General features: G+C 60.6%; 4 protein-coding genes and 1 pseudogene. 3 read left to right on the top strand and 2 right to left on the bottom strand.

All coding sequences use genetic code 11. From position 1 onward, the window contains the following. Positions 1-163: 163 nt before the first annotated feature. Positions 164-1,684, bottom strand: a complete 1,521-nt coding sequence (locus WBF74_RS08945) for a DEAD/DEAH box helicase (protein ID WP_424438368.1) — start codon at positions 1,682-1,684, stop codon at positions 164-166. Between the two features lie 271 nt (positions 1,685-1,955). Beyond that, the gene (gene parE, locus WBF74_RS08940) at positions 1,956-4,016 is read right to left on the bottom strand and encodes a DNA topoisomerase IV subunit B (protein ID WP_424438365.1); all 2,061 of its coding nucleotides are present in this window, start codon (positions 4,014-4,016) and stop codon (positions 1,956-1,958) included. Between the two features lie 139 nt (positions 4,017-4,155). Here parE and WBF74_RS08935 point away from each other — a divergent pair, with 139 nt between their 5' ends. The 3 genes and pseudogenes from WBF74_RS08935 to WBF74_RS08925 all read left to right on the top strand — a co-directional run. Then, on the top strand, positions 4,156-5,454 hold the full coding sequence (locus tag WBF74_RS08935; RefSeq protein ID WP_424438362.1) for an NADH:flavin oxidoreductase/NADH oxidase family protein: 1,299 nt from the start codon (positions 4,156-4,158) through the stop codon (positions 5,452-5,454). Between the two features lie 8 nt (positions 5,455-5,462). Further along, positions 5,463-6,971 carry an SLC13 family permease gene (locus WBF74_RS08930; RefSeq protein WP_424438359.1) on the top strand — a complete coding sequence of 503 codons (1,509 nt, stop codon included), beginning with the start codon at positions 5,463-5,465 and terminating at the stop codon, positions 6,969-6,971. Between the two features lie 476 nt (positions 6,972-7,447). Next, positions 7,448-7,682 (top strand): annotated as a pseudogene (locus WBF74_RS08925) (hypothetical protein); the annotation flags it as partial.

The following is a 7,682-nucleotide window of genomic DNA, read 5'->3' as shown; positions in this document are numbered from 1 at the left end:
CACCCAGTCCAAGGCGAAGATGGTGGCTGAAATGTTCCGCCCGCCCTATGGCGCAAAGACGCGCAAGCTTCTGGCAGCGCAGATCAAGAAATAGGAGCGGCTGGCTCCAAAAAAGAAAGGCGGCTCGCAAGAGCCGCCTTTTTGTCTGGCCGGGCGCCCGATATCAGGCGTCTTCCGTAACCTCTTCGATCTCTTCTTCTTCGACTTCCTTCGCCGTCTTCTTCGGCAGCTTCACGGCACGAAGAATGAAGGCCGGGACATGATCGCCAAGACCGATCACCGGTGCGTCATCATGGTCACGGCCATGCTGGCGGCGATGGGGTTTTTCGTCGGATTTCTTGTCAGCCTTCGCTTCAGCCCTCGGCTGCTGCTTGCGAGGCTCAGGTTGCTTCGGCGCTTCTTCCTGCTCGGCAGGGCTCGCCTCGGCCGCTTCTGCGGAAGCAGGCTTTGTGCGATTGCGGCCACCGCGCCGTGAACGGCTGCGGCGTTCTTCTTTCTGTTCGCCTTCTTCAGCCGCGACCTCGGCCTCGGCCCCGGGGGCAGAAGCGTCTGATGTTTCTTCCGGCTCCGGCGCCTGCTCATCCTGGGGGATGGGGGAGCCAAGCATCTTTTCGATGGCGGCGAGATACTTCGCCTCATCGCGCGTCATCAGCGTATAGGCTGTGCCGCTCTTGCCCGCGCGGCCCGTGCGGCCGATGCGGTGAACATAGTCTTCCGCGTGGGTCGGTACGTCATAATTGAAGACGTGACTCACATCGGGAATATCGAGACCGCGCGCCGCCACATCGCTCGCAACAAGCAGGCGGATATCGCCCTTGCGGAATCCTTCCAGCGTCTTGGTTCGAACCGACTGATCAAGATCGCCGTGAATGGCGCCTGCGGAAAAACCGCTCTTGCGCAATGCGCGTTCAAGGCTCGCCACATCGCGCTTGCGATTGCAGAAGATGATGGCGTTCTTGACGTTCTCGGTTTCGATGATCTGCTCGAGCTTGTCGCGCTTCTTGTCCTTTGCCGTCTTCACCAGAACCTGACGGATCGTCGAATTGGCGGAGGAGGCGCGGGCAACCTCGATGCGTTCCGGATTGTGCAGGAACGTCTCGGTGAGGCGCTGGATTTCCGGCGGCATGGTCGCGGAGAAGAAAAGCGTCTGCCGCGTGAAGGGGAGTTTCTTGCAGATTTCTTCGATATCGGGAATGAACCCCATATCGAGCATCCGGTCGGCTTCGTCGATCACGAAAATCTGCACGCCGGTGAGCAGCACCTTGCCGCGTGCGCAGTGGTCGAGAAGGCGACCGGGCGTTGCGATCAGCACATCCACGCCCCGGTCCAGCTTCTTGTCCTGGTCGCCAAAGGAGACGCCGCCAATCAGCAGCGCCATGGAGAGCTTGTTGTATTTGCCGTAGGTCTCGAAATTCTCGGCCACCTGCGCAGCAAGTTCGCGGGTCGGCTCCAGAATGAGAGAACGGGGCATACGCGCCCTGGCACGCCCCCGCGAGAGCTTGTCGATCATCGGCAAGGTGAACGACGCAGTCTTGCCCGTGCCTGTCTGGGCAATGCCCAGAACGTCCCGTCCCGCCAGAACATGCGGAATGGCCTGAGCCTGAATAGGCGTGGGCGAGGTATAGCCGGATTCGCCAACAGCCTTAAGAATCTCCGGCGCGAGGCCGAGTTCGTCAAATGTCATATAAAGGGCCCTGTACACCTTGATTTCACTGCCCGCTTAGGCCCACCTTCAGGGCCGTGGACGAACCTGTCATTGCGATCACGACAGGGCCGGGCAGTCTTGCGCGTATTTTCGCGGTCGCGCCAATCCGCAGAGATTGGCGAGAAAATAGGGGCAATCGACAGTTTGTCAACCAAACCGGCACACGCCGTGCGGTTTTGTCGCCACAGTGACTGCAAAGGCGCAGGGAGCCTTGGCGACTGAAAGAGGTGATAACTGCCGGAAATCCGCGTCAGATATCCAGATCATGCGCGAAAGCGGCGCGCTCCTGAATGAACTGGAAGCGCAGTTCGGGCTTGTTGCCCATCAGCCGGTCGATCGCGCCAGCCGTTTCCTTCGCTTCGCTGTCCGGCACCGTCACTCGCAACAGCGTGCGCTTGCCGCGCGCCATGGTGGTTTCCTTGAGCTGTGCCGGCATCATCTCGCCCAGCCCCTTGAAGCGGCTGATCTCGATCTTGCCCTTGCCGGTGAACTCCTTTTTCAGAAGCTCGTCCTTATGGGCGTCATCGCGGGCATAAAGCGTCTTGCCGCCCTGCGTGATCTTGTAGAGCGGCGGCACGGCCATATAGAGATGCCCGCCGCGAATAAGCTCCGGCAACTCCCGGTAGAAGAAGGTGATGAGAAGCGAGGCGATATGCGCGCCGTCCACATCGGCGTCGGTCATGATGATGACCTTGTCATAGCGCAGATCTTCTTCGCGGTAGTGACTGCCGGTGCGCACACCCAGCGCAAGGATCAGATCGCCGATCTGCTGGTTCTGCGCCATCTTGGTGCCGCTCGCGCTGGCGACATTCAGGATCTTGCCCCTGAGCGGAAGCACTGCCTGGCTCGCCCGGTCGCGGGCCTGCTTTGCCGAGCCACCGGCGCTGTCACCTTCAACGATGAAGATTTCGGAGCCATCCGCCGCCGTCTGCGAGCAATCGGCGAGCTTGCCCGGCAGGCGCAGTTTCCGCGTCGCGGTTTTTCGCGCCACATCTTTTTCCTGCCTGCGCCGCAGCCGCTCATCCGCGCGATCAATCACCCAGTCGAGCAGCTTGTTTGCCTGTTGCGGGGCAGCGGTAAGCCAATGGTCGAAATGGTCGCCAATGGCTTTTTCGACCAGCTTTTGCGCTTCTGCGCTAGCCAGTTTTTCCTTTGTCTGCCCCTGAAACTCCGGCTCGCGAATGAAGACAGAGAGCATGGCGCCTGCCGTGCCAAGCACGTCATCTGCCTGAATCTGCGCGGCCTTCTTGTTGCCGACAAGCTCGCCATAGGACTTGAGTCCCTTGGTCAGCGCCGCGCGAAGCCCTGCTTCATGCGTGCCGCCTTCTGGTGTCGGAACAGTGTTGCAGTAGGAGTTGATGAAGCCGTCATTGCCGCCGAACCAGGCAATCGCCCATTCAACGGAACCATGACTGCCCGCTCGTGACACCTTGCCGATAAAGGGCTCGGCCGTCACCGTGTCGTAGCCCTCGAGCGATGCACGCAGATAATCGACCAGCCCGCCGGGGAAGTGCAGCACTTCGCTTGCCGGTGTCGGGTCTTTCTCGCCGATAAGCGAAGGCGCGCAGTTCCAGCGTATCTCGACGCCGCCGAAGAGATAGGCTTTGGAACGCGCCATCTTGTAAAGGCGCTTGGGAATGAAATGCGCGCCCTTGCCGAAGATGTCGGGATCGGGATGGAAGGAGATTTTCGTGCCGCGCCGGTTCTGCACGCGGCCCTTGTTTTCGAGCCTTGTCTTGGGTGTGCCGCGCTCATAGCTCTGCGTATAGAGCGTCTGATCGCGGGCTACTTCCACCTCGAAGCGGTCGGAAAGGGCATTCACTACCGAAATGCCGACGCCGTGAAGGCCGCCCGATGTTTCATAGGCCTTACCACCAAACTTGCCGCCGGAATGGAGCGTGGTGAGGATGACTTCGAGTGCCGACTTGTTCCTGAACTTCGGATGCGGGTCCACAGGAATGCCGCGGCCATTATCGGCAACGGTAAGGGTGCCGTCCTCGGAAAGCGTCACCTCGATCCAGTCCGCGTGACCCGCAACAGCCTCGTCCATCGAGTTATCGAGCACTTCGGCGAAGAGATGATGCAGCGCCTTCTCATCGGTGCCGCCAATATACATGCCCGGGCGCCGACGCACCGGCTCCAGCCCCTCCAGAACCTCGATGTCCTTGGCGGAGTAGCCATCGCCCTTGGCTGCGCTTGCCTTGCTCGTGCTTCTGGACGCGGTTTTGCGCGGCGCGGGCGCCGTGGGGGCGCTGGCGGCAGAAAACAGATCGTCGGTTTGGTCAGATTTGCTCGTCTTGCGGGCGGCCATAGAACTCGGAACTTCTTGGAAGGAGAATCAGTCAGGATTGTAGGGTGGGGCAGCGCGAGCGCCAATCACGCGGGGCGATTTGCCCCGAAGGCGGGATATGCCACATTTGCCCCCGTTTGTCGTGCAGGAGGAGAAGCCGATGTCCGTCACCATCTCGTCACCATTGACGCTGCCTTGCGGTGCCACACTGAAGAATCGCATTGCCAAGGGCGCCATGACCGAAGGGTTGGGGGACCGGCAGAACCGCGCGACCGAAGGCCATGTGCGGCTCTATCGCCGCTGGGCCGAGGGCGGGGCGGGGATGCTCCTCACCGGCAATGTGCAGGTGGACCGCCGCTATATGGAACGCCCCGGCAATGTGGCGATTGATGGCGAGCAGTCCCCCGAAGCGCTGGAAGCGCTCCGCGCCTATGCAAAGGCCGGCACGGTGAACGGCACGCATCTGTGGATGCAGATCAACCATGCCGGTCGGCAGACGCCCGCCCTTGTGAACAAGAACCCGGTCGGCCCATCCGACAAGGCACTCGATATGCCGGGTGCGCAGTTCGGAAAGCCCCGCGCCATGACGGGAAGCGAGATCGAAGACGTGATCCGGCGCTTTGCCCATGCCGCCCGCATCGCGCGGGAGACAGGCTTCACCGGCGTGCAGGTGCACGGCGCGCATGGTTATCTCATCTCCTCCTTCCTCTCGCCGGACGTAAACACACGCACCGACGAATGGGGCGGCAGTCTCGAGAATCGCGCCCGTCTGCTGCTTGAGATCGTGCGCGCGATCCGCGCCGCGGTGGGCGATGATTATCCCGTCTCGGTGAAGCTCAATTCGGCAGACTTCCAGCGCGGCGGTTTCAGCCATGAAGATGCAATCCGCGTGGCCGCATGGCTCAATGCGGAAAAGCTCGACCTGCTGGAAATCTCTGGCGGCACCTATGAGCAGCCGCGCCTTGTCGGTCTGGACGACATGACGCTTCATCCCGAGCGATCGGAAAAGCGCCGCGAAAGCACCATCGCACGCGAGGCCTATTTTCTCGAATATGCGAAGGATATTCGCGCCGCCACCACAATGCCGCTCATGGTAACGGGCGGCTTCCGCACGGTGGCGGGCATGAATGCGGCGCTCGCCAGCGCCACCATGGATGTGGTCGGCATTGCGCGCCCGCTCTGCGTTGACCCCGAAGCGGCAAACAAGCTTCTCAGCGGCGGGGCAACGGAAATCCCCGCCTATGAAAAGACGCTCCGCCTGGGGCCGGGCATTCTGGGCCCGCACAGCCCGATCAACTTTTTGAAGGCGCTGAACGGCTGGGGTCAGCAGGGCTGGTTCTGCCTTCAGATATTGCGCCTCGGCGCGGGCGAAAATCCTGACCCGAAAATGGGTGTCTTCTCCGCCTTCCGCAACTACGCGAAGAATGAGTCGAAAACCGCAGCCGCCTTGCAGCGTTAGGCAGACAAGTGGAAGCAACGGAAGCACACAAGATAGGTTTTGGCGGCAGGCAGATTGCCGGCTGGATATTAGGCCCGCTCTTCCTGCTGCTGCCGCTCTTGCTGCCCGCGCCGGAGGGGCTGGGCGAAGCGGGATGGCGCACAGTAGGCGTCGCAGCCCTGATGGCGACATGGTGGATCTGCGAGCCGATCCCCATTCCTGTGACCTCGCTTCTGCCCATGGTACTCTTTCCGCTACTCCACATCTTCACCATCGGCGAGACGACGGCACCCTACGCGAACCCCGTCATCTATCTCTTTCTTGGCGGTTTCCTGATCGCGCTCGCAATGGAGCGCTGGAAGCTGCATCTGCGCATCGCGCTGAATATCATTTCCCTTGTCGGCACAAAGCCCACCCGCATCGTCGGCGGCTTCATGATTGCAACGGCTGCCATCAGCATGTGGGTGTCGAACACCGCGACCGCGTTGATGATGCTGCCCATCGCGCTCTCCGTTGCGAACCTTGTCGAAGCGGAGGCGCATGACGAAAAATCCCGCGCCGAGGCAAAGACCTTCTCTCTCGTCTTGCTGCTTTCAGTCGCCTATAGCGCGACCATTGGCGCGCTCGGCACCATCATATCGACGCCGCCAAGCGTGATGCTCGCCGCTTTCGTCAGCCAGACCTACGGCTTTCAGATCGGCTTTGCGCAATGGATGATGGTCGGTATCCCCATGGTCATGCTTGGCATTCCGATTGCCTGGCTCCTGTTCACGCGCGTCATCTTCAAGGTGAGCAATGTCGAGGTGGCGAAGGTGGGCGAGAGTCTCGCGGAAGAGCGCAGTCGGCTCGGGCCGATTTCAAAGGCCGAACGTCTCGTCGCCATCATCTTTGCGATGACAGCGATTGCCTGGATCTTTCAACCTTTCCTCGCGCGCTTCGTGCCGCTGATTTCCGACACGGGCATCGCGCTCATGGCCGGGTTTCTGCTCTTTATCACGCCGGTTGATTTGCGGCGCGGCGAGTTCCTGATGAACTGGCAGACGGCAAAAAAGCTGCCCTGGGATGTGTTCCTGCTTTTCGGCGGCGGCCTCAGCCTTGCCGCCGCCATTGGCGCGCATGGCGTTGCCACATGGATCGGTACGATATTCGACGGGGCAGGCGGGGTTTCAACCTTCCTTCTCATCGTGATGGTGTCGGCCTTCATCCTCGCCGTGACCGAACTGAACAGCAACACGGCAACAGCGGCGACCTTCCTGCCGATCATTGGCGCGGTCGCTGTTTCGACCGGAGAAAACCCGCTACTGCTTCTCATCCCGACGGCGATGGCAGCCAACTGCACTTTCATGCTGCCTGTCGCCACACCTCCTAACGCAATTGCCTTTGGCAGCGGCAAGATACCTCTGCCGCAAATGGCGCGGGCAGGGGTGTGGTTCAACCTCACCTTCCTCGTGCTGATTGTGGTGGTGGTCTATGTGCTGGTGCCCGTCGCCTTCGGAATCGAGAAGGGCGTGCTGCCTGATTTCCCGAAGGGGCTCTAGCGAAAGGGGGGAGGGGCCAGGGGGGAGAGGAACACGACGCAACCCCGCTCTGACGGAAGCCCCGGTTTCCTGACAGGCGTTCCTCGCGGGGTTGCTATTGGATGTGCATCCTGCACTCGCCCGAACTCAAGAGCCGGGCTTGTCTCCACTGCCTTTTTGTCTGCGGGCTCAATCAATACGGCGCTGGCGTCAGTCTGTCTTCGCGCTTTTCCTGGCCTATAAGATTTGCTGACCGGCCGGACCTCTGAACGCCGCCAGAACCTGGCGATGTATCACTTGTCTTATGGTTCAATTTGTCTCGAACCGCGTCGGTGGAGTCATCTTTGTAAACCTCCTCCTTCATCAGACATGAGAAAATGCTACGCCAATGAGCAAAAAGGTCAACTGGAATAGGCATTTCCCGTAAACTCGCTTGTGTCAGTTCTGCTGACCAATTGTAAATCCGTACACGGAATAATGATCGGGGAGGAATGAATATGTGGCTGAGGCAGGTGGCGCTTGTAGCGCATGATCTGGGGCCGGTGGTGGAAGATCTGGGCGCCGTGCTCGGCTTGAAAGTTGCCTTTCGCGATCCGGGTGTTGGCGTTTTCGGCCTCGTCAATGCCGTCATGCCGCTGGGCGGAGAGTTTCTGGAAGTGGTGCAGCCGGTGAAGGATGACGCTTCTGCGCTCCGCTATCTCCATCGGCGTGGTGGGGATGCTGGTTACATGC

The sequence above is a fragment of the Parvibaculum sp. genome (assembly GCF_049672805.1).
In the GTDB taxonomy this organism is placed as follows: domain Bacteria; phylum Pseudomonadota; class Alphaproteobacteria; order Parvibaculales; family Parvibaculaceae; genus Parvibaculum.
The sequence above is the reverse complement of the archived record's forward strand: the minus strand, read 5'-3'. Positions and strand labels throughout refer to the sequence as shown.

Bases quoted from the DNA above. Each gene is read 5' to 3' on its own strand.
- WBF74_RS08945 (WP_424438368.1), bottom strand. From the start codon at position 1,684: ATGACATTTGACGAACTCGGCCTCGCGCCGGAGATTCTTAAGGCTGTT.
- parE (WP_424438365.1), bottom strand. From the start codon at position 4,016: ATGGCCGCCCGCAAGACGAGCAAATCTGACCAAACCGACGATCTGTTT.
- WBF74_RS08935 (WP_424438362.1), top strand. From the start codon at position 4,156: ATGTCCGTCACCATCTCGTCACCATTGACGCTGCCTTGCGGTGCCACA.